Genomic DNA, 22,732 nt, shown 5'->3' with positions numbered 1-22,732 from the left:
TTAAGATAAAAAAAGGTTGACAAAATGACAAGACAATAGTATATTAAACATATAGGTTTAGTGTGATTAAGGAGTGATGAGAAATGAAAACGAGCTGCAAGTGTAACATGGATCATACGATGAAATGTTGTTGCTGTAGATGCTTCCTGAGAAGAGATACAGTTTATTTGCGTGCGCGTCTTGGTATCTGATTTCCAATTTTTTATCTTGTAATACAGAGAAAATAAATGGAAGGAAGCAGGTATATGCGTATACCTGCTTCCTTTTGCATTTATTAATAAAAAGGGAGGAATACAATGACAGATCATATAAGAAAAAAGGAGGGAAAAAGAAAAAATCATGGATTTTGAATTTATACGTGCCTATACGCCGCTGTATATTGAAGCGGCAGGTATGACACTCCGAATCTCTTTTCTGGGAATCCTGCTTTCATCAGCCATTGGCCTTTTGTGCAGCCTGGTCAGGATTATTAAGATACCGGTGTTAAAGAGTATTGTGAATGGCTATATTGAAGTATCCAGAAATACGCCGCTTTTGATCCAGCTGTTCTTTTTATACTTCGGACTTCCTAAAATCGGTGTTGTATTAAGCTCTGAAAGCTGTGCAGTGACAGGGCTGGCATTTTTAGGAGGAAGCTACATGGCGGAAGCATTCCGCACGGGAATGGAACAGGTACCGGTCATCCAGTCAGAATCGGGTCTCAGCCTGGGACTTACCAAGGGGCAGGTATTCCGTCATATCATCCTTCCACAGGCGGTTACTACCTCAGTCCCTGTATTTTGCGCCAACATCATATTTCTTATAAAAGAAACATCGGTGTTCAGTGCGGTGGCGCTGGCTGATTTAATGTTTGTGGCAAAGGATCTGATTGGAATCTATTATAAAACAGATGAGGCTCTCTTAATGCTGGTGGCAGCATACTTAATCATTTTGCTGCCAATATCCTTGCTCTGTTCCTGGATAGAAAGGAGGGTCCGTTATGCAGAATTTGGGAATTAGGATACTGTTTGAGGGAAATAATTTTTTCCGGCTGTTTGGCGGACTCTGGGTGTCTCTCCGGATCGCGGTCATGTCTATGGTTTTATCCGTGGGACTTGGAATCCTACTTGGTATGCTCATGACCAGCAAAAAAATGCCGGTTAAGTTTTTTACAAGGATTTATCTGGAGACAGTCCGGATCATGCCTCAGCTGGTTCTTTTGTTTCTCGTTTATTTTGGAGCTGCAAAGCATTTGAACGTGAATTTCTCCGGGCAAATGGCTGCGGTCATTGTATTTACCTTTTGGGGGACGGCGGAAATGGGCGATCTGGTACGAAGTGCTCTGGAATCCATACCGGTCCATCAGTATCAAAGCGGATTTGGCCTGGGGATGACAGTGCTTCAGGTATACCGGTATATTGTGATCCCCCAGACCATAAGAAGGCTGCTTCCGTCGGTCATGAACCTTTTAACGAGAATGATCAAAACCACGTCTCTGGTGGTGCTGATCGGCGTGATCGAGGTCGTCAAGGTAGGAAAGCAGGTCATTGACGCATCCAGGTACACAGTTCCTGATGCGGCCCTCTGGGTATACGGGGTGATCTTCCTTCTGTACTTTGCCATCTGTTACCCGTTTTCCAGGGCCGCTGCCCTGTTAGATAAAAAATTAAAGGATTGATAAAAAATGAATCAGGAAAAGATTTTAAAAACAGAAAATCTTAGGAAGTCCTATGAAAGTGGGCAGCCGGTTTTAAAGGATATTTCCTTTACCTTGGAAAGAGGAGAGGTCGTAGTGGTGGTAGGGCCTTCCGGCTGCGGAAAAAGTACCTTCTTACGATGTCTCAACATGCTGGAGCCCATCGATTCCGGCACCATTCAGTTTAAGGACCGGTTGGTTGACAGAAGCAAACGGGATGTTTATGAAATAAGACAGAAAATCGGCATGGTATTTCAAAGCTATGATCTGTTCCCTCACAAGACCATTCTGGGGAATATTCTTCTGGCTCCTTTAAAGGTACAGAAGAGGGATAAGAGAGAAGTGACAGAGGAAGCGCAGCAGCTTCTGTCCAGGGTAGGGCTACTGGAGAAAAGGGATTCCTTTCCCAGGCAGCTGTCCGGAGGGCAGAAGCAAAGAGTGGCCATTGTAAGGGCACTTATTATGCATCCGGAAATTCTGCTCTTAGATGAGATCACGGCAGCCCTGGATCCGGAGATGGTACGGGAGGTTTTACAAGTGGTGCTGGAGCTGGCAAAGGACGGTATGACAATGGTCATCGTCACACATGAAATGGAATTTGCCAAAGCAGTGGCTGACCGCATCCTGTTTATGGATCAGGGAGTGATCGTGGAAGAAAGCCGTCCGGAAGAGTTTTTTACCTCTCCCCGTACGGACCGGGCAAAGCAGTTTTTAAATACGTTTCATTATGAAGCGTTATAAAATAAAAAAAATGGAGGATTCAATAATGAAGAAGAAAATACTGGGCGTATTATTAGGCGTAACCCTGGCAGCAGGGCTTTTGGCAGGCTGCAGCCAGGCAAAGGATAATCCCGGAACCACAGGCGGGGCTTCTGCAAAGGCAAGAACCTTGTCTGAGATCAAGGAAGATGGGACCATCAAAATCGGCGTGTTCAGCGATAAGAATCCATTTGGATATGTGGATTCCAACGGAAAAATCCAGGGCTATGATGTGTATTTTGCAAAACGCCTGGCAAAGGACTTACTGGGAAGTGAGGATAAAGCTGAATTCGTATACGTGGAGGCGGCCAGCCGGGTGGAATATTTAAAATCCGCCAAGGTGGATGTGATCCTTGCTAATTTCACCGTGACAGATGAGAGAAAGGAACAGGTGGATTTTGCACTTCCTTATATGAAGGTGGCTCTTGGCGTGGTTTCTCCTGATGCTGCTTTGATTTCCGATGTGACTCAGTTAAAGGATAAGACCCTGATTGTGGTAAAGGGAACCACTGCTGAGACCTATTTTTCCGAAAATCATCAAGAAGTAAAGCTATTAAAGTTTGATGAGTATCAGGAAGCTTACGATGCTCTTCTGGACGGAAGAGGGGATGCCTTCTCCACCGATAATACAGAAGTACTTGCATGGGCTCTCCAAAACAAGGGATTTACGGTAGGAATCGAATCCATCGGGAACTTAGATACCATTGCTCCGGCGGTTCAGAAAGGAAACAAGGAGCTTTTGGACTGGATCAACAGCGAGATCGAAACTCTTGGCAAGGAACAATTTTTCCATAAGGATTTTGAGGAAACCTTAAAGCCTGTGTATGGAGATGAAATTGACCCGGAAAATCTGGTGGTGGAAGGCGGCCAGGTTTAGGAAACAGAATTTGAGAAAAAATATCAACAGTCGTTTTTAAGGGCTTAATGAGAAATATAACCGGCAGGGCGTATTGACGTCCTGCCTTTTTCATTCCATAATAGGATTGTTATATAACAGTGTTATAAAAGGAGAAAAAATGAGCACTCAGGTAAATGAAACGCGTCTGGCCATTTTAGAGGCGGGCAGGAAGGAGTTTATGGAATATGGATATGAAGGGGCTTCCCTAAGAAGGATTGCCAGGGAGGCTTCTGTGACAACAGGGGCCATTTACGGGTATTTTCCCAGCAAAGAAGCGTTGTTTGATGCCCTGACAGGAGATGCGGCCGATGGACTTTTGGAAAGGTACCGACAGGTTCATGAAGAATTTGCATGCCTTCCTCCCATTGAGCAGGCCGCAGCCCTGGAAACGATTACCGATGATACGATTCCGTGGATGATTCATTACATTTATGACCGGTTTGACCTATTTAAGCTGTTATTTTGCAAGGGTATTTCGGGAAGCTGTGACAGCTATTTCGCACAGCTGGCTCAGATTGAAGAGAAGTCAAGCTGGGATTTTATCGAAGCCATGAGGGAACTGGGGCATGAGGTTATGGATATAGACAGCACCCTGGTCCACATTTTGTCCCGTTCCTTTTTTCAGCAGATTTTAGAGTTTGTGGCTCATGATGTCTCAAGGGAAAAAGCTCTTTCTTATTCTCTTGTGCTTGGGAGGTTCCAGCATGCCGGCTGGAAGAAGATCATGGGGCTTTAAATCTGTTACTCATAGTTGATTCCTAAATATGGTTATTTCATTGAAATCCAGCGGATATCTCTGACTCTTGGTTAGTCAAAACTAACTAAGCTGTTATTGAATTTACAAAGAAAGGTGGTTCGTTATGAATCAAAAAAAATCTTCGGCAGCTAAGCCCAAAACCGGTATGGCCAGGTTGATGGAGCTTGCGGCTACCAAAAAACCTTTGATGGTTTCTTCCATAATCTTATCGGGGCTGGCCTCTGTTGCCTCGTTTATCCCGTATATTGCCATATACTTTGTGGTGAAGGAAGTCATGGGTGTGTTTCCTGAATTTGAGAATTTAAAACTGCAAAGGACCATTGGATATGGCTGGCTGGCTTTTGGGGGGATTATGCTCAATGTATTGCTGTATTTTGCGGCTTTGGTATGCTCTCATCTGGCTGCGTTTGGCACGCTGTATGAACTGAAGATAAACTTTGCTTCTCATCTTGCAGGGCTGCCTCTGGGGTTTCATATGCTGGTGGGAAGCGGTAAGCTGAGAAAGATTATGGATGAGAATATTGAGAAGATCGAAGGCTTCATCGCCCATCAGCTGCCGGATCTAGTGGCCTCCTTTGTAGCTCCGGTGGTCATGCTGGTCATTCTTCTTGCAGTGGATTGGCGCTTTGGGCTTGCTGCTGCAGCCGGAATTGTCATCGCCCTTGGGATCCAGATAAAAGCCTATGGCAATGACGGGGCGAAAGCTATGATGGAAAAGTACCAGAGCGCCCTGGAGGATATGAACAATGCTTCCGTGGAATACGTCCGTGGAATCACCGTTGTTAAGGCTTTTAAGCAAACCGTCTATTCCTTCCGCCGGATGCACAGTGCCATTAAAGAATACACCCGGATGGTCATTCCTTATACGTTAAGCTGGGAAAACTATATGTCATTGTTTCACACGGTCATTAATAACATTTACCTGTTCCTGATTCCCGTGGGAATCCTGATCGGGATAAATACATCAGATTATTCCGGCTATGCTGCCACGTTCATCTTTTATCTTATTTTTGTTCCCTCTATTGCTTCCGTTTTGATGAAGATCATGTATGTTTCCACCGGAGGCATGCAGATCTTGGGAGGAGTGGAGCGCATGGATGAGATTCTGCAGGCTCCGCAGCTTTCTCTGCCTCAAAATCCTAAGGAAATTTCCAGCCATGAGATCGTTTTTGAAAATGTGGCCTTTTCCTACTTTGGCCAGGACGCTCAGGCACTTTCTCATATCTCCTTCCGGGCGGAGGAAAACCAGATTACTGCCATCGTTGGCCCTTCAGGAGGTGGAAAGAGTACAATAGCCCATCTCATCCCCCGGTTTTTTGATGTGACAGAGGGAAGGATCCGGATCGGAGGCGTTGATGTGCGTCAAATGAGAAGCGAATACCTGATGGAAAAGGTCAGCTTTGTATTCCAGGATGTGTTCCTTTTTAAGCAAAGCATTATGGACAATATCCGTCTTGGAAACCAGAGTGCCACTGACGAGCAGGTGATCGCAGCCGCCAAGGCAGCCCAGTGCCATGAGTTTATTGAAAAACTTCCGGAAAAATACCATACGGTCATTGGCACAAAAGGCGTTCATCTCTCAGGAGGAGAACAGCAGCGCATTGCAATCGCCAGAGCCATTGTAAAAGATTCACCCATTGTGCTTTTGGATGAAGCGACCGCATTTTCAGACCCTGAGAACGAGCATTTGATCCAGCAGGCATTTCAAAGGCTGATGCATGGGAAAACCGTGATTATGATTGCCCACCGTTTATCAACCATCCGCAGCGCAGGCAAGATCGTCGTGGTTGACAAGGGCCGGATAATAGAACAGGGCCGCCATGAGGAATTACTGGCAAAGCAAGGGAAATACTTTGATATGTGGAATGTGTATACCAAAGCGATTGACTGGAAGATGGACAGAAAGGGGATGAAAGAACATGCGTAGATGGAAGGAAGTATTGATGCTTACCGACAAAGGTTATTCAGACTTAAAAAAGGCAGTGGCAGCCTGTACCATCACCAATCTGGCACTTATGCTGCCTTTTATGGTGACCATCCAGGTGTTTGCCCAGCTTCTTATGCCGCTGATGGCACAGGAGATATCCTGGGGCAGGATGTGGTTTTTGTTCGGCTGCGGTGTTGCTGCGGCAGTGCTGGTATTCTTAGCCAGCAAAAATGATTATAAAAAAACATATGTCACTTCTTATCTGGAAGCGGAGAATTCAAGGATCCGTGTTGCCGAACGGATCAGGAGACTGCCCATGAGCTTTTTTAATTCAAAGGATCTTTCTGAGCTGACCACTAATATTATGGCAGACTGTTCCACAACGGAACATGTTTTAAGCCACATCATCCCTCAGCTGGGCGCCAATGCCATCTCCATAACCATTATCTGCATTATGATGGCTAATTTTGACTGGAGAATGGCTCTCTCCATTTTCATCACTGTGCCTGCAGCGCTGCTCGTTATCCTAGGAAGTAAAAAGATCCAGGCCCATTTAAGCGAAAAGCAGGTGGAGGCAAAGCTGAAAGCGTCTGATCAGGTACAGGAGTACCTGGAAGGGATCAAGGTCATTAAGGCCTGCGGGCTTTATGGTTCCAAGTTTTCGGCTCTGGATAATGCCCTTCGACAGATGAAGAAAATGGCGATTCAAATGGAATTTGGTACCGGCATTTTTGTTACAGGAGCCCAGATGATCTTACAGGCGGGAGTTGGGCTTACTGTTTTCACAGGAACTTATCTGCTGACAGGAGGCAGTATACAACTGATCCCCATGCTGATGTTTTTTGTCATTGTTGTCAGAATATACGGTCCGGTTCTTGTGGAATTCACCCTTTTGCCGGAACTGTTTTACCACAGGGTGGCCACGAGGCGGATGCGGACCCTTATGACCGTACCGGTTATGGAAGGAGAATCAGCGGACTCTCTGACACACTGGAATATTGATTTTGAAAATGTTTCTTTCGGTTATCATATGGAAAGCCCAGGGGAGGATATGGTTATCAAAAACCTTACGGTATCCATTCCTTCCGATTCCATCACAGCGCTGGTAGGGCCTTCGGGCTGCGGGAAAAGCACCATCTCAAAACTCATTGCCCGGTTTTGGGATGTGAACCAGGGCTGTGTGAAAATTGGAGGAATTGATGTTAAAACCCTTGATCCGGAGTACCTGATGAGCTATATGTCCTTTGTGTTTCAGGATGTGGTGCTGTTTAACGATACGGTCTACAATAATATCCGCATCGGAAACATGGAAGCTACGGAGAAAGAAGTTCTGGAAGCGGCAAAGGCTGCCTGCTGTGATGGGTTTATAAGCTCCATGCCCCATGGGTATCAGACAATGCTTGGGGAAAATGGAAGCACCCTTTCCGGAGGGGAACGGCAGCGCATCTCCATTGCCCGGGCGCTTTTAAAAAATGCACCGATTGTGCTGTTGGACGAAGCCACCGCCTCCCTTGACCCTGAAAACGAAGCCCTTATTCAACAGGCAATTTCCAGGCTGATCCAGGGAAAAACCGTAATTGTCATCGCTCACCGCTTAAGAACTGTATCAAGTGCAGATAAAATCATTGTGCTCAATGAAGGCAGGATAGTTGAAGAGGGCAAACATGAAGAACTGATGAATAACAAGGGTCTTTATGAACGTCTATACCGGATCCAGCAGGAAAGCATGGGCTGGAGCGTATAAGAGTAATGAATCAGGCCGCCATTTGGGCGGCCTGATTGTTTTAGAACAAGATGAATTCCTGTCCGCCTTTTCCCATAGCCCGATCCGGCGGTATCCGGTATTTTTGTTGGACGATATGCACATGTATGCAGGTGAAAAAAATGAAAAATAGTGCAGAAGTTCAGGATGACAAAAGAAATGTAAGAATATTAAATGGAAAAATGCACATAGAAAACTTATAATAAGACCATCGGAATCAAAACATTTCCAAAGATTCGTGAACAATAATAATTTTATAAAGGAGAGGTTGTATATGAAAAAAAGATTATTAACAGCTTCACTGGCAGCACTGGCAGCATTAAGCCTATCCGCATGCAGCGGCGGCACAAAGCAGGCGGAAACCACGGCAGCTCCCCAGCCTTCTGCGGAGACAACGGCGGCTTCTGCAGAAACTAAGGCAGAGGAGTCCAAGTCCGGAGGGGAGGCAGCAGCAAAGGCTCCGGAGGATTACAAAGGAACCGTTGTTGTATATTCTCCCCACGATGCGGACCCGCTTAATGCTGGTGTGAACTTATTCATGGAGAAATATCCCAATGTAAAGGTGGAGGTGGTAGCTGCCGGGACAGGTGAACTGTGCAACCGTATTGCAGCCGAATCCGCAAACCCCATTGCTGACGTGTTATGGGGCGGCGGTGCTGATTCCCTGGCAGCATTTAAGGATTACTTTGCACCCTATGTATGCGCCAACGATGAGTTCATCGGTGATGCCTATAAGGATGCCGATGACATGTGGATCGGTGAAAGCCCGCTGCCCATGGTCATTTTTTACAATAAGGATTTGATCCAGAAGGAAGGCCTGGCCATTCCTGAGACCTGGGAGGATTTAACAAAGCCTGAATGGAAAGGCAAGATCGCATACTGCCTGCCCTCCAAGTCCGGCTCCGCGTACACGCAGCTGTGCACGATGATTCTGGGCCATGGCGGCAAAGAGGCCGGCTGGGATTTCATTAAGAAATTATATGACAATCTGGATGGGAAGATCGTGGATTCTTCCGGTAAGTGCCACAAGATGGTTGCAGACGGTGAGTTCTACGTAGGCCTGACTCTGGAGAAATCTGCAGTCCAGTACAAGGATGATCCATCGGTTGGATTCGTATATCCCAAAGACGGGACCAGCGCAGTGCCGGATGGGGTAGCTTTAGTAAAGGGCGCTCCCAACGAGGAAAATGCAAAGCTGTTTATTGATTTCGTCACATCTAAGGAATGCCAGACCGAGCAGAGTAAGAACTGGGGACGCCGTCCGGTAAGAAGCGACATGGAAGTAGGCGAGGGAATGGCGAAGCTGCAGGATATCGTGCTGGTGGATTATGACTTTGACTGGGCGGCAAATGAAAAAGAAGCCATTATTGAAAAGTTCAATGATATTATGGTCAATTAATCAAGGATAGGAATACATTTTGACAAAAAAAGACTGTCCCGGCCCTTCGGGGACAGGACGGTCTTTTGCTGTAAGAGACAGGAAGAGAGCCAAAGGGTTAAGGAGGAGCGAAACGTATGAGCCATGCAGTAATTATTCAACAGGCCGTGAAAAAGTACGGTGATTTTACAGCGCTAAATGGGGTGGATCTGGAGATGAAGCCGGGAGAATTTTTCACATTGCTTGGCCCATCCGGATGTGGTAAGACGACTCTGCTGCGTATGATCGCAGGCTTCAATTCGGTGGATGGCGGGGAGATCTGCTTTGATGACAAGGTAATCAATAACATGGAGGCCCACAAGAGGGATATCGGCATGGTATTCCAGAATTACGCCATCTTTCCCCATCTGACCGTGGCAGAGAATGTAGCCTACGGACTGAAAGCTAAAAAATATCCCAAGGACCAGATCGGCCGTAAGGTGGAGGAGGCTCTGGACCTGGTGCAGATCAAAAACCTAAAGGACAGAAAGCCCAATGAGCTGTCCGGCGGCCAGCAGCAGCGGGTGGCTCTGGCAAGGGCTTTTGTCATTGAGCCGGGCGTACTTCTCATGGATGAGCCCTTATCCAACCTGGATGCAAAGCTGAGAGTGCAGATGAGAACGGTGATCAAGAAGCTGCAAAGGCGTCTTGGGATCACCACCATTTACGTTACCCATGATCAGGAGGAGGCTCTGGCCATATCCGACCGGATCGCAGTTATGAAAGAAGGCAATATCATGCAGGTGGGATCACCGGAAGAGATTTATAAGAAACCGGGAAACACCTTTGTAGCCGGTTTCATCGGGGTATCAAACTTCATTGATTGCGAAGTGGATGGAAGCAACCCTGACAAAGCCGTTTTAAACATCAAAGAGGAATGCAGTTTATCCTGCAGGCTGAAATCCGCCTATAAAGGGAAAGGGATCATTTCCGCAAGGCCGGAACAGCTGTTTTTTGATGATAAGGAAGGACTGCCGGGCCGGATCGTCATTTCCACGTTCCTGGGTGATTTTATTGAGTATGAGATTCAGTTAAACAACGGTCAGACCATACAATTAAACGAATATACAAAGGATGCCGGCAACTTACGGCCGGACGGTCAGGAGGTTCGGGTGAACTTTGATATCCGTGCGGTGGGGGTATACGATGCCCAGACCCAGGAGGTGATATCATGGTAAAGAAAGGAAGGAAGCTGGACTTCTGGTTCTGGGTAAAAGTGGTGGTAGTTGGTTTTATGCTGCTGTTTTTGATTTATCCATTCTGCACCCTGATCACCCGAAGTTTTTTTTCCGGCAAGGTGGAAGGCTTCACTCTTGAGAACTACATCCGGTTCTTTACAAAGAAGTATTATTATTCCTCTCTTGGGCGAAGCCTGTTCGTCTCCATTGTCACCACGGCTACGACACTGGCCGTAGGGGTGCCCATGGCCTATCTCATGTCCAGATACAACGTTTTTGGAAAGCGTTTTATTCACATATTTATCATAATGAGCCTTATGAGTCCGCCCTTTATCGGCGCTTACAGCTGGATCATGCTGTTCGGGCGTGCAGGCTTTGTGACACGGTTTTTTGAAGGAATCGGAATCCATCTTCCCGGCATTTATGGAAAGCTGGGCATTATTCTTGTTTTCACGTTTAAACTGTTTCCTTATGTGTACTTATATACGTCAGGAGCAATGGGCAGCATTGACTCAAGCCTTGAGGAAGCAGCAGAGAATCTGGGAAGCAACAAGCTGCGCAGGCTTATGACCATTACCATACCGGTCATTCTGCCTTCCATTGCTGCCGGAGCCATTATGGTATTCATGACCAGCCTTGCGGACTTTGGTACTCCCATGCTTATCGGTGAAGGCTACATGGTTCTTCCTGTGCTGGTATACAACGAATATATGAGCGAGATCGGCGGAAATGCTCATTTAGCCAGTGCCTTATCCGTGATTGTGGTGCTCTGTTCCACTACGGTGCTTTTGCTTCAAAAATATTTTGTAACCAGAAAAAATTATGTCATGACAGCCATGAGACCGCCGAAGGAAGAACAGCTTCACGGTTTAAAACGGTTTCTGGTAACATTGCCCGTTATGCTGGTAACCTTTATCGGCATTCTTCCCCAGATCGTAGTGGTGGTCAGCAGCTTTGTAAAAAACGATTTTACAGGCTTTAAGAAGGGCTTCAGCATAGAAAGCTATGTGACGATTTTTAACAGGCTTTGGACCAATATCCGGAATACGTTTTTGTTTTCTGCATCAGCCATTGTGTTTATAATCGTGCTGGGCATGCTGATATCCTACATCGTGGTGCGGCAGAAAGGAATTGCAGGACAGCTGATGGATCTACTTATTATGTTTCCCTTTGTTATTCCGGGCGCCGTACTGGGCATCAGCCTGATCGTGGCATTTAATAAGCGGCCATTGATCCTTACAGGAACGGCTGTTATTATGATTATAGCATTTGTAGTAAGGAAGCTGCCCTATACGGTGCGGTCGGGAAGCGCATTTCTGCAGCAGATGGATCCCAGCGTGGAGGAGGCCTCCATCAGCCTGGGCGTGTCCCCTATGAAAACCTTTGCCAAGGTTACTGCAAGGCTCATGGCCCCTGGCATCCTGTCAGGAGCAATATTAAGCTGGATCACCTGCATCAATGAGCTGTCCTCCAGTGTTATGCTTTACGGCGGCAAAACAAGTACCATATCCGTGGCCATCTATACGGAGGTTGTCCGAAACAGCTATGGTACTGCAGCGGCACTGGCCTCTATACTGACCGTCAGTACGGTTATATCCCTTCTTATTTTCTTAAAAGTAAGCAAGGGGAGAGTTTCAGTTGTATAACAATCCGCCCAAAGTTTTCTTTCGAAGGCTTTGGGTATTTTAAAAAGGAGGAATACAAAGGATGGTAACATTTGGCACCGGAGGCTGGAGAGCCATTATCGGAGAAGAATTTACAAAAGAAAACATTCAGAAGCTGGCCCTTGCCGTCAGCCTTAAAATGAAAGCGGAAAAAAAAGAAAAAGAAGGGATTGTCATAGGATATGACAGACGCTTCCTGTCAAAAGAGGCGGTCATATGGGCCTGTGAGATATTTGGAAATCAGGGTATCAGGGTATTTTTCATAAACCGCAGTTCCCCCACTCCCCTTATTATGTTTTATGTGATGAAACACCGGCTAAGCTACGGTATGATGGTAACGGCCAGTCATAATCCAGCCATTTATAATGGGATCAAGGTGTTTACTTATGGAGGACGTGATGCAGATGAGAGTCAGACCGGGAATATTGAAGAATATCTGATGGAAGCAGAGAACATATACCAGCCAAATCAAGAGGAATCCGGAAAGATGCCGCCAACCTCTTATCTGGAACTGGTAAAAAAGGGCATAGTGGAAGAAATCAATCCATTAAACGAATATCTGGATAATATTATTTCCGTCATTGACATGGATGCCATACGCTCCCGGGATTTCCGGGTTGCCATTGACCCTATGTACGGAGTGAGCCTGACAGCCTTAAGCACCATTCTTTCCGTTGCCAGATGTACCATTGAAACCATTAACGACCGGCATGACACCCTGTTCGGAGGAAAAATGCCTGCACCTACAGAGCAGACCTTGCGGAGTTTACAGAATTATGTGCTGGACCGATACTGTGATATTGGGATCGCCACGGATGGAGATGCGGACAGGCTGGGTGTCATAGACGATCAGGGCCGCTATCTTCATGCCAATAATATTTTGGTAATGCTGTATTATTATCTTTTAAAATACAAAGGCTGGCGGGGACCGGCGGTTCGCAGCCTTTCCACCACCCATGTCCTGGACCGTGTGGCAGAAAGCTTCGGGCAGAAATGTTATGAGGTACCCGTGGGGTTTAAGTTTGTATCCGCAAAGATGCAGGAGACAGATGCCATCATTGGAGGGGAGTCTTCGGGAGGCCTTACGGTCAAGGGACATATTCATGGTAAGGATGGAATCTATGCTGCCTCTCTTCTCATCGAAATGATGGCCGTATCCGGGAAAAAGCTGTCTGAGATTGCTGCAGACATCCGCCGGGAGTACGGGGCAATCCATATGACGGAGCGGGATTACCGTTTTACAACCGGGGAAAAGGAGAGAATCAACCGGATTCTTATGCTTGACCGGGAGCTTCCCCAGCTTCCTTTTGAGATTAAAAAGATTTCTTATGAAGATGGCTGTAAGGTTTACTTTAAAAACGGCGGCTGGGTGATTGCAAGATTCTCCGGCACAGAGCCTCTGCTGCGGATTTTTTGCGAGATGGAGGCAGAGGCGGATTCTGTAAGCGTGTGCAGTTTGTTTGAGGAGTATTTGGGTTTACAGGAGGGATAGGAAAATAAAAAGGCTGCTGCAAAAAGTCATTACTTTTTGCAGCAGCCCGTCTGTTCTTTCTTTATAATGCGTCGAAGCAGATATAGGTGCGGTCATCAAAGCTGTCATTTCCTTTAACCAGCCCTTTAGTGCCTTTATTTTCCCGAAAGCAAAGGGGATCTTTTTCTATGAGATCCCTGAGAGCAGCCTCGCTTTCCGCCAGAGTCTCCTTAAGGACAGGATAGCCGTCACTTGCCAGAACTAACCGGGAACGAGGGGGGACAGGATAGATGATGACATGCTCCGGCTGAATGGGAAAACCGTTTAGTACATCATATCCATAGACAGATTCCTCATTGGCGAAAAGAAGCTGGCGGCGCAGGAGGGGAAGGATGTATTCCCTTCCGGTATCATGACCGGAAAGAGATGCTTCCGACCTGCCTAAAAGCAGCTCCGTCTGAATATAAAGGCTTCTGACCTCTGAAAGCAGGCTGTCCAAGGCTTTGCCGTGGTGGTAATGGCGTCCGTTAATGAGACACTGACAATCACCAAAGGCCCATACCTCCCTGTGGTGGAGACTGTACAGGATGATCACGGCCTGCAGGCGTTCTTCCGGCTTTTCCATCAGGATGGAACGGCGTGCACCGCAGGCCCGGGCCAGAGCTTCGTTTAAATAATCCATGGCACCGGCCCCGTCTATAGCAGGGGGCAAGGTGCTTAAGGCTTTCAGGAGTACCTCTTTTGCATAGCGGCCGCTGGTCATGCTTTCACCGCCGGGCGCAGGGGATTCTGGCCAGGGAAGGACCCCTTTGCTTGTTACGCCGTCGATTACGGCGATAAAGTTCTCGTTTACAAACAATCCATCCTCGCATAGGCAGCTTCCGGCTTGTTTTGGGATTATGGATTGTTCTATAATATGTACTGCCATGGCAGGCACCTCCAGTTGTCTATTAGGTAAAGTTTACCATAAAGGAAGCCTTTTGCCCATGGAAAAATGAGATTATTATTGGTATAATGGATAAAAGGAAGCCATATAGAGGGCAGGAGAGGAGGCGGCTATGAAACATTCTGAAGGGATCAAGGGAAAATCTCCCGTGTTCTGGGGGCTGTCCCTTATTTGCTGCGTTCTGCTGACTTCCTGCCAGCCAAAAGCAGGGAAACAGCCGATGCTTTCCCAGGCGGATCTGGTGATTTACACAGTCCAGGAGAAAGAAATCTGTGAACCTGTGGTCAAGGAGTTTGAGGAGCGTACAGGCTTGAACGTAAAAGTGGAAACCGGGTCTGTGGAGGATCTTTTAAGAACCTTGGAGGACAGCACCGGTCCATACGGTGATGCAGGAGTGACCTGGGATGTGATATTTGGGGTGGGAATTGAGACGCTGGAAGAGAAAAAGGAATACTGGCAGGCTTACGAAAGCTCTGAAATCCCATCCATAGCCGGGGCGTTCCGGTCCGGAGATCATAAATGGACCGGCTTTTCCGCCTGCCCCCTGGTCATCATGTATAACACCAATGTGGTGACATACCGGGAGGTGCCTGCAGGCTGGACCAGCCTGTTGGAGCCAAGATGGAAAGGCCGGGTAGCTTTTATGGATCCCGGCCGGTCAGATATCTATTCCTCGGCTCTGGCTACGGCCGTTTATACCTACCAGGGAGAAGGAGACTATATGGAACAGCTGGCAGAAAACCTGGAATACGGGTATTTGTCCAGTTTATCGGAGGTGAATTCCGGCATTATGGATGGTAAGTATTCCCTGGGGGTTACCATAGAGGGGGCGGCCCAGGCTCTGCGGTCCGGAGGAGCAGATGTGGATTACATTTACCCGAAAGAGGGGACCACGGTACTGCCGGATGGAACGGCTATCGTAAACGGCTGTAACCACCCGGAGACGGCCAGGCGTTTTTTGGATTTCACGGTCAGCAAGGATGCCCAGATGATCCTTGTTTCTGATTTAAACCGGCGCTCCGTGCGGCTGGATGTACCTCCTTTTCCCGGACTTTCTCCTGTCAGCAGGCTCCAGATTATTGATATGGATGGAAAGGAGCTGTCTCGGAAAAAGGAGGAAATTCTGAAACAATGGAATGAGGCCCTGTCTCTTTACAAAAGGAGGTCCGGAGGATGAATTGGTACCGAAGGTTCTCTTTTAAAACACGGGTGTTTTTCGGCTGTCTGCTGGTAGCACTGGTGCCCCTCACCTTTTCAAGTGTGGTAGTGACCAGGCTTTTTACCGCATCCATTAACCGGCAGATGGCTGTGGAGGGAAACCGGCGGCTGGAGGAGGTTAGCACAAAGCTGACCCAGTTATTTGAAAACTGTGAGAAAGCCTGTGAGGCGTTTACACAAGACGGTACAGCAGCCAGGGTTATGATCGACAACGATGCCATTGAAATGCAGAAGGATTTGTACCTATCCTTATATCAGGCGGTTCAGGAAATATACAGCAGTGCCCAGTTCAGCATATATGATTCCGGCGGCAAGCTTCGTTTTACAACGGATACTGGTTTCAAAAACAGTGCGCTCCCCGTCCATTGGGGGCTGTTAAGGAAAGCCCAGGGTGCGAGAGAAATTACCTATTACAGGACCGATCCTTATCTTCCGGGAACAGATAAAAATGTTCTGATGCAGGGAGCCTATTCCCTGGAAAATTCCCATGGAGCCAGGACCGGGTACGTAGTTCTGGATTTTTCCCGGGAAAATTTCGACAATCTGTTCAATGGATTTTATTCCTCCGGGGATACGTTCCTGCTGCTGGATTCCCACCAGAGACCCATTTACTGCTCAAGGCCGGAGTATGGGGAAGAGGAGATCAACGACATCATCCTTCACGGAGTGTCGGGACAGGAAGGAGAAAAGGGGAGGGGAGTATCTGCCAGATATTTATGGACCAGGGAACCTTCCCATGGAATCTATATTATCTTAAGGCGTTCCGCACCAATCAGTGCCGGAGCTATCCGAACCATGGGCACAGTAAGCATTCTTTTATCGGTACTGGGGCTGATCCTCTGTATGATAATTTCCGGTGCTCTCTCCAGAGGCATTGCCCAGCCTGTGAGCCAGTTGGATAAGGCCATGACAAAGGTAAAAAAGGGGGATTTATCCATCCGTATTCATACAAACAGGCAGGATGAGCTGGGGCGGCTGACGGAAAGCTTTAACCAGATGACAGGCGATCTGCAGAAATACTTGGAAGACACCGTCCAGAAGCAGAAGGATTTAAACAAGACCACCATCAAGCTGTATCAGACCCAGTTAAATCCGCATTTTCTCTATAATACTCTGGATACCATTAAATGGAATGCCAGGATCAATCAAATCCCGGAAATCGCCATATTGGCGGAGAATCTGGCGGTGATCCTGAGAAGAAGCATATCCAGCCGGCCCTTCATTACCTTAAGAGAGGAGCTGGAAACCATTGAAAGCTACATACAGATCCAAAAAATCCGTTTTACGGGACGTTTTCTCTATGAAACAGAGATACCGGACCAGCTGGAGGAATGTATGGTCCCCAGAATGCTGTTACAGCCATTGGTCGAGAATGCCATCATCCATGGATTGGATGGGTGCGAGAATGGGTACATCTGCATTTTTGCAGACCAGAAGGATGGGGTGCTAAGCATTTCCATTACAGATGATGGGTGCGGCATGGACCAGGAAATGGCAGACTGGATCAATAGTGACAATCCTTTCAAAAGAGATGGACACCTGGGTCTTTACAATGTGATCCGTATACTGAAAATATATTACGGGCAGGAATACGGGATCAGAGCGGAGGTAACCAAGGAGGGAACTACCATTGCTTTAAGGCTGCCTGTCCAGAGGGAGGTTTCGGATGTATAAAGTCATTGTAGTGGAAGATGAGACCATGGTTCGCAGGGGAATCATTTTGACCATTAACTGGGCAGTCTTGGACTGTGTCATAGCGGGGGAGGCCGCCAACGGGGAAGAGGGGGTCTGTCTGGCAAAGCGGCTCTCCCCGGACATTATCGTGACAGATGTGAAGATGCCCCGCATGGATGGAGTAGAGATGATTACCAGGTTACGGGAAGAAGGCTGCAAAGCCAGGTTCATTATTTTGACCGCTTATGGGGATTTTAAGTACGCCCAAAGCGCCTTGCGCCTGGGGGTCAGTGATTACCTTTTAAAGCCCTTAAAGGATGGAGATTTAGAGCAGGCCATTCTGCATATCAGAAGCCAAATGGAACAGGGCACGGAAAAGGCTGCAGAAGAGACGGCTGCCCCGGTGCTCCGTTTCCATGCAGTTAAAAAATCCAAAAACAAATATGTGGATGAAGCTACCAGGTTTATAAGGAAGCATTATCAGGAGGATATTACCATCAGTACGGTGGCGGAATATCTGGAAATCAGCGAAGGCTATCTGAGCCGGGTGCTGAAAAAGGAAACGGATTATACCTTTACCAGTTACCTCACTTTTTACCGGATGCAGGTAGCCATGTCCCTGCTAAAGGACTGCCGGGTCAAGGTGTATGAGGTGGCGGACCAGGTGGGGTATTCGGACACAGCCTATTTCAGTGTGCAGTTTAAAAAGCTTTTAGGAGTTTCGCCCTCAGAATACCAGGAAAGATGCGGCAGGTGATATGGCATTGGGATCTATTGTAAATTATAGAATTTTATGGTATACTGAGAATATAATTCAATAAGGATTCTAAAGACGAAGGAGGTTATTGCTATGAAGTTTTTAAAGTGTAACCGTTGTGGTAATATTGTGGCGGTTGTAGAGGAAAAAGGTGGTACGATTACATGTTGCGGAGAAAATATGCATGAGTTGGTAGCCAATACAACAGATGCTGCAACAGAGAAACACGTTCCTGTTATTGAGATTGACGGACCGCATGTGAAGGTCACTGTTGGATCCGTTGAGCATCCAATGCTTCCAGAACATTTCATTGGCTGGATTGCATTAGAGACCAAGCAGGGCAATCAGAGAAAGGTATTGAGCCCGGGAGAGAAGCCGGTCGCTGAATTCATGCTTTGCGATGGAGATGAAGTAATTGCAGCATACGAATACTGTAATCTTCATGGATTATGGAAAGCAGATAAATAAGAAAAGTGAAAAAGCTCACAGGCTTGGGTCTGTGAGCTTTTTACTATTGAAAAGAGAGGAGAAACAATGAGCCTGCTTTAGCAATACCAATTCTTGACTTCTGTCCTGATTTGCTCTAGTATTATTTTGCAGCTTTACTTTAGAATAGGAGAAGACCGTAGAATGAATAAGAAAGAAGCCAACGAAATAAAGAAACTTTTTACTCCGGCCAACTGTGCCATCAGCCGGATCTGCGGCTGCTATGTGGACGCGGAAAAGAACAAACGGACGGAGCTGAAGGAGGCATTTCTATCCCTCCCCGAGGAAGAAGCGTTTAAGTATTTCAACATTTTCAGAAGTGCTCTGTCAGGAACCATCGGCAAGAATATGGTAAATATGGAATTTCCCTTACATACAGAGGCCGAGGGAGGAACCCAGAATTTCCTTTTAAAGCTTCGGGACAGCCAGTTAAAGGATGACGCACTGATAGAGGAATTCTACGACAAGGTCATTGCCAGCTATGATTACGGAGAGAATTTTTATATCATCCTCATCCATTGTGCCTACGATATTCCCGCAAGATCATCCGATGGACTGGAAATGTATGATGCCTCAGATTTTGTCTATGAATTCATCCAGTGTACCATTTGTCCGGTAAAGCTGTCGAAAGCAGGCCTTTGCTACAATACCGAGGCAAACGCAATCCAAAACCGCAGCAGGGACTGGATTGTAGAGGCTCCTGAAACCGGCTTCTTATTTCCGTCCTTTACAGACAGGAATACAGATATACACAGTCTCTTATACTATGCCAAAAACCCGGAGCAGATGCCGGAGCGCCTGATTGACGAACTGCTTGGCTGTGTGATACCTATGTCCGCCAAGAGCCAGAAAGAGACCTTCCAGGCGATTGTGGAAGAAACTCTGGGAGATAACTGCGATTTTGAGACGGTTAAAAGCCTTCACGAGAGCTTAAATGAGATTCTGGAGGAAACAAAGGATGAACCGGCCCCCTTTACCCTGGATAAGTATCAGATGAAACGGCTTTTAGAGAATAATGGAGCCAGCCAGGAAAAGCTGGAAGAGTTTGAACAGCGTTATGGGGAGAGTGAAGAACCGTCGGTGCCTCCCTTCCTGGCCTCCAATGTGGTCAATACCAAAAGCTTTGAGATCAAAACTGCGGATGTGAGCATCAAGGTGGCGCCTGATAAGACCCATCTGGTGGAAAACCGGATGATCGACGGCCGTCCATGTATCGTGATCGGCATCAGCGAGCATGTGGAAATCAACGGGATCACCGTAAGACCCATTGGAGCGGAGAGGACAGCGGAGCCGAAGATCGGAACAGTTCCCTGACAAAAGAAAAATTGCCCAGTGGACCAGCAGGATGGAATAACAGTACCGGATTAAAAAAACCAAGAAAAGCCCTGGTTTTGGAAGCCGGTGTTTTGCAGTGCGGAGCAGAAGAAAAGCAGACCCGGCCATAAGGGTCATGGAAGGAGGCAAACAAACCAAACCCTTTGCACCTTCCATGGAAAATGACGTGGCCAATCACGGGAGCCTATGGTATACTGAAGAAAATACCCTGTGGCTTTACACCCAGTAAAAGAGGGGCTCTGCCTAAAGAATGCGGGCAGGAAAAAGGAATTGCACAGAGAGGAAATAACAGTGGCAGATCGGACATTTGGATGGGTACAGGAGGCCTATACCCTGGAAAACTTAAAAAAAGTGGTTTCCGCGTTTGTACCGGATTCAGCGATTAACAGGAGCCTGCGTATGGATAAGATCCCCAGGCTTATTTCGGAAAAAGACGGGAGAGATGAGTTTATACAGGAATTAAGCGGGAATGAAATTTCCATCCCTTATCCCCATTTAAAGGGAAAGGGGACACCTGTGGGGTATACAAGGAGCAATGCCCCCTGTTCCGGGATCATTCAGGCAGTTCTGCCCGGGCAAAGGAAAGAATACCAAAGCGACTGGCCCGCTGATTCCTTTTTAAGATGGGCAGTCAGCATTGGTTTTCTTGATTACAGCCGGAAGGAGGATGTCTGCTCTCTGTCCGCTCTGGGCCGGCTGTATGCGGTTGCGCCTGCGGGCAGCGAAGAGGAGGCTTTCGCATTAAAAAATGCATTTTTATCTTACCCGCCCGTATGCAGGGTTCTGTCCCTGCTGGGAGAAGAAGGACATCTGACAAAGTTTGAGATCGGGGCAAGGCTTGGTTTTATCGGAGAGGCCGGATTTACTTCCATTCCCCAGTACATGATCCTTCAGGGTCTGACGGAAGCGGAGGCAAGAGAAGAGAAGACAAAGCTTCTTCAGGATACGGAAGGTACCAGTGATAAATATGTCAGGACTATCTGCAGCTGGCTTTTACAGATGGGCTGGGTCATTAAGGTGTCGAAAGAGGTGACTGCTTCCATAGGAGGCAGGGCCTATACAGGAACCATTCCCCAGTCATACCAGCTGACCTTAAAGGGAAGAACCATATTAAAGCATGTTACCGGTGTTTCCAAATTTCCCAGAATCCCCAAGCGGGTGTTGTGGGATATGCTGGCGACCAAGGTAGCTGACCGGGACTATTTACGCAGCAGGAGGACTCATATTATTAAATACCTGGAAGGGGCCTACCGTTCCCCCTTGCAGATAAAGGCGTATTTAAAGACGGCTGGCATGGAAGAGGAGGAAGAGACCATTCTTGATGACATCCGAAGCTTTGAAAATATCGGGCTGCATGTGAAGAAGACAGGAGGTTCCTATCGGATCATGGATGAAATAATCGGCCTTGAACTGCCTTATGAAGACCAGGAACCGGCACCGGTGAAATCAGAGGTGTCCCTATGCAAGGATATTTTAAGATCCCATTTAACTCATGTGGATCATAAATATCTGATCCTTTTGGATCTGGGATTTGACGGCACTTCAGACAGGGATTATGAGATCCAGACGGCCCAGCTTTTGACGGCCGAGCTGGATTTTAAGGGAGCCAGGCTTGGGGACACGAGGAAACCGGATGTGTGCGTGTATTACGGGGAAGACGGGCTGATCCTAGATAATAAGGCTTACGGAAAGGGATATTCCCTACCCATTAAGCAGGCTGACGAGATGTACCGCTACATAGAGGAGAACAAGGAGAGAAACGAGAGGCTTAATCCAAACAAATGGTGGGAGATCTTTGATAAAGACGTGGTACGGTATCATTTTGCTTTTGTTTCAGGGACCTTTACCGGGGGATTTAAGGAGAGGCTTGATAACATCCGGATGCGTTCGGGAATCTGCGGGGCTGCTGTCAATTCCATGAATCTTCTTTTGATGGCGGAAGAACTCAAATCCGGAAGACTGGGCTATAAAGAATGTTTTGCACTTTTTGACTGCAATGATGAGATTGCGTTTCAATGTTCTTAGGTACACGGAGGTTGATAATATGGTGTTGGGAGAATACCTTCCTTTCTGGAATAAGCTGACGGAAAGACAAAGAATGCTCTTAAAAGAAAATGCCAGGGAAGTCAGGTTTGAAAAGGGTATGCTGGTCCATGGCGGGGCAGATGGCTGCAGCGGACTGTTGCTGGTATCCGCAGGGCAGCTTAGGGTTTTCATGATATCCGATGAGGGGAGGGAACTGACCCTTTACCGCTTGCTGGAAAGGGATATTTGCCTTTTTTCCGGTCCCTGCATGGTTAAAAATATCCAGTTTGATGTGACGGTGGAAGCGGAGCAGGAATCTGTGGTAACCGTGGTACCGCCGGAGGTTTACAAAAGGCTGATGGAGCAGTCGGCAGTAGTCTCCAATTTTACCAATGAGCTGATGGCTTCCCGTTTTTCCGATGTCATGTGGCTGATGGATCAGGTCTTAAATAAGAAAATGGATGGCCGCCTGGCCGCCTTTCTTTTGGAAGAGGAAAGGCTTACCGGTTCCAGGGAGCTTTCCATCACCCATGAGCAGATCGCCCATCACCTGGGAACGGCAAGAGAAGTGGTGACCCGGCTTTTACGGCTGTTTCAGACGGAACATCTGGTAAGGATCACCAGGGGCAGCGTGGAGCTGCTTGATGAAAAGGGCCTGGAACTGCTGGCTGAGGACAGTCTGAGATAGGAATTTTTGTATTATTTGAAGAACATGGGAAATTCCCTTGCATTCTTTTCCTATCACAGTTATATTATAAAAAGTTTATAAAAAATTTATAATAT

19 protein-coding genes are annotated in these 22,732 nt (G+C 47.2%); 18 read left to right on the top strand and 1 reads right to left on the bottom strand.

The annotated features are described in order from the left end of the window. The first annotated feature begins 339 nt into the window (after nucleotides 1-339). The 11 genes from CLOSA_RS12805 (at nucleotide 340) to CLOSA_RS12755 (ending at nucleotide 13,529) form a co-directional block, all read left to right on the top strand. Nucleotides 340-999, top strand: coding sequence for an amino acid ABC transporter permease (locus CLOSA_RS12805; RefSeq protein WP_013273195.1), 660 nt, complete (start codon nucleotides 340-342; stop codon nucleotides 997-999). Beyond that, the gene (locus CLOSA_RS12800; RefSeq protein ID WP_013273194.1) at nucleotides 980-1,657 is read left to right on the top strand and encodes an amino acid ABC transporter permease; all 678 of its coding nucleotides are present in this window, start codon (nucleotides 980-982) and stop codon (nucleotides 1,655-1,657) included. The genes CLOSA_RS12805 and CLOSA_RS12800 overlap by 20 nt, the downstream gene beginning before the upstream one ends. 6 nt (nucleotides 1,658-1,663) lie before the next feature. After that, nucleotides 1,664-2,416 carry an amino acid ABC transporter ATP-binding protein gene (locus tag CLOSA_RS12795; RefSeq protein WP_013273193.1) on the top strand — a complete coding sequence of 251 codons (753 nt, stop codon included), beginning with the start codon at nucleotides 1,664-1,666 and terminating at the stop codon, nucleotides 2,414-2,416. Between the two features lie 25 nt (nucleotides 2,417-2,441). Continuing rightward, nucleotides 2,442-3,311 (top strand): cysteine ABC transporter substrate-binding protein, encoded by an 870-nt coding sequence (locus CLOSA_RS12790; RefSeq protein WP_013273192.1) that lies wholly within the window; start codon nucleotides 2,442-2,444, stop codon nucleotides 3,309-3,311. A gap of 139 nt (nucleotides 3,312-3,450) precedes the next feature. Then, nucleotides 3,451-4,068: a TetR/AcrR family transcriptional regulator gene (locus CLOSA_RS12785; RefSeq protein ID WP_013273191.1), complete on the top strand. Its 618-nt coding sequence runs from the start codon at nucleotides 3,451-3,453 to the stop codon at nucleotides 4,066-4,068. Nucleotides 4,069-4,192: 124 nt separating this feature from the next. Beyond that, on the top strand, nucleotides 4,193-6,016 hold the full coding sequence (locus CLOSA_RS12780) for an ABC transporter ATP-binding protein (RefSeq protein WP_013273190.1): 1,824 nt from the start codon (nucleotides 4,193-4,195) through the stop codon (nucleotides 6,014-6,016). Then, nucleotides 6,009-7,760 carry an ABC transporter ATP-binding protein gene (locus tag CLOSA_RS12775; protein WP_013273189.1) on the top strand — a complete coding sequence of 584 codons (1,752 nt, stop codon included), beginning with the start codon at nucleotides 6,009-6,011 and terminating at the stop codon, nucleotides 7,758-7,760. The genes CLOSA_RS12780 and CLOSA_RS12775 overlap by 8 nt, the downstream gene beginning before the upstream one ends. Before the next feature lie 292 nt (nucleotides 7,761-8,052). Then, complete coding sequence (locus CLOSA_RS12770; RefSeq protein ID WP_013273188.1) at nucleotides 8,053-9,177, top strand: ABC transporter substrate-binding protein; 1,125 nt, start codon at nucleotides 8,053-8,055, stop codon at nucleotides 9,175-9,177. A gap of 116 nt (nucleotides 9,178-9,293) precedes the next feature. Then, complete coding sequence (locus CLOSA_RS12765) at nucleotides 9,294-10,373, top strand: ABC transporter ATP-binding protein (protein ID WP_013273187.1); 1,080 nt, start codon at nucleotides 9,294-9,296, stop codon at nucleotides 10,371-10,373. Then, the gene (locus CLOSA_RS12760) at nucleotides 10,367-12,019 is read left to right on the top strand and encodes an ABC transporter permease (RefSeq protein WP_013273186.1); all 1,653 of its coding nucleotides are present in this window, start codon (nucleotides 10,367-10,369) and stop codon (nucleotides 12,017-12,019) included. Before CLOSA_RS12765 ends, CLOSA_RS12760 begins: the two co-directional genes overlap by 7 nt. A gap of 61 nt (nucleotides 12,020-12,080) precedes the next feature. Further along, entirely contained in the window at nucleotides 12,081-13,529 is a 1,449-nt protein-coding gene (locus CLOSA_RS12755; RefSeq protein WP_013273185.1) for a phosphoglucomutase/phosphomannomutase family protein, read from the top strand. Between the two features lie 61 nt (nucleotides 13,530-13,590). On the opposite strand, the gene CLOSA_RS12750 is transcribed toward CLOSA_RS12755, so the two are convergent. Continuing rightward, nucleotides 13,591-14,436: a hypothetical protein gene (locus CLOSA_RS12750; RefSeq protein WP_013273184.1), complete on the bottom strand. Its 846-nt coding sequence runs from the start codon at nucleotides 14,434-14,436 to the stop codon at nucleotides 13,591-13,593. Between the two features lie 130 nt (nucleotides 14,437-14,566). On the opposite strand from CLOSA_RS12750, the gene CLOSA_RS12745 reads away from it, so the two are divergent. From CLOSA_RS12745 to CLOSA_RS12715, 7 genes are all read left to right on the top strand, one after another. Beyond that, nucleotides 14,567-15,631, top strand: a complete 1,065-nt coding sequence (locus tag CLOSA_RS12745; RefSeq protein ID WP_013273183.1) for an extracellular solute-binding protein — start codon at nucleotides 14,567-14,569, stop codon at nucleotides 15,629-15,631. Beyond that, a complete protein-coding gene (locus CLOSA_RS12740; RefSeq protein WP_013273182.1) occupies nucleotides 15,628-17,346 on the top strand; it encodes a histidine kinase in 1,719 nt (572 codons plus the stop codon). Before CLOSA_RS12745 ends, CLOSA_RS12740 begins: the two co-directional genes overlap by 4 nt. Beyond that, the gene (locus CLOSA_RS12735; RefSeq protein ID WP_013273181.1) at nucleotides 17,339-18,103 is read left to right on the top strand and encodes a response regulator transcription factor; all 765 of its coding nucleotides are present in this window, start codon (nucleotides 17,339-17,341) and stop codon (nucleotides 18,101-18,103) included. Before CLOSA_RS12740 ends, CLOSA_RS12735 begins: the two co-directional genes overlap by 8 nt. A 93-nt stretch (nucleotides 18,104-18,196) precedes the next feature. Continuing rightward, a complete protein-coding gene (locus CLOSA_RS12730) occupies nucleotides 18,197-18,571 on the top strand; it encodes a desulfoferrodoxin family protein (protein ID WP_013273180.1) in 375 nt (124 codons plus the stop codon). Between the two features lie 162 nt (nucleotides 18,572-18,733). Then, nucleotides 18,734-19,903, top strand: coding sequence for a DUF4317 domain-containing protein (locus CLOSA_RS12725; protein WP_013273179.1), 1,170 nt, complete (start codon nucleotides 18,734-18,736; stop codon nucleotides 19,901-19,903). A 312-nt stretch (nucleotides 19,904-20,215) separates the two neighbouring features. Then, nucleotides 20,216-21,949, top strand: a complete 1,734-nt coding sequence (locus tag CLOSA_RS12720; protein WP_013273178.1) for a restriction endonuclease FokI C-terminal domain-containing protein — start codon at nucleotides 20,216-20,218, stop codon at nucleotides 21,947-21,949. Nucleotides 21,950-21,968: 19 nt separating this feature from the next. After that, nucleotides 21,969-22,637 (top strand): Crp/Fnr family transcriptional regulator, encoded by a 669-nt coding sequence (locus CLOSA_RS12715; protein WP_013273177.1) that lies wholly within the window; start codon nucleotides 21,969-21,971, stop codon nucleotides 22,635-22,637. Nucleotides 22,638-22,732: the final 95 nt, after the last annotated feature.

Origin of the sequence: [Clostridium] saccharolyticum WM1 (genome assembly GCF_000144625.1) — a bacterium.
GTDB lineage: Bacteria > Bacillota > Clostridia > Lachnospirales > Lachnospiraceae > Lacrimispora > Lacrimispora saccharolytica.
The sequence above is the reverse complement of the archived record's forward strand: the minus strand, read 5'-3'. Positions and strand labels throughout refer to the sequence as shown.